At 47.5% G+C, this 223-nt stretch carries 1 pseudogene; it reads left to right on the forward strand.

The features are described 5' to 3' along the window. Window positions 1-223: pseudogene (locus LKX83_RS33235) on the forward strand (carboxypeptidase); the annotation flags it as partial.

Raw genomic sequence — 223 nt, forward strand, 5'->3', positions numbered from 1 at the left:
GCTGCGTATCGCAGGCAAAGCGATGCGCTGGCTGCTCATTACACTGGTTATTATTACGGCATTGTCTATATTATTCGTTCTCTATCTCCGTTCCCAGCCGCTGCCCAAAACGGATATTAACGAAACAACAACGATATACGGTGCAGATAATACCGTCATCGCTGCGCTCTATAAAGGGGAGAATCGTGTCTTCCTTCCGCTTGCGCAAATCCCTGAATTTGTG

The organism is Cohnella baijiui (assembly GCF_020731285.1).
Taxonomy (GTDB): Bacteria; Bacillota; Bacilli; order Paenibacillales; family Paenibacillaceae; genus Cohnella.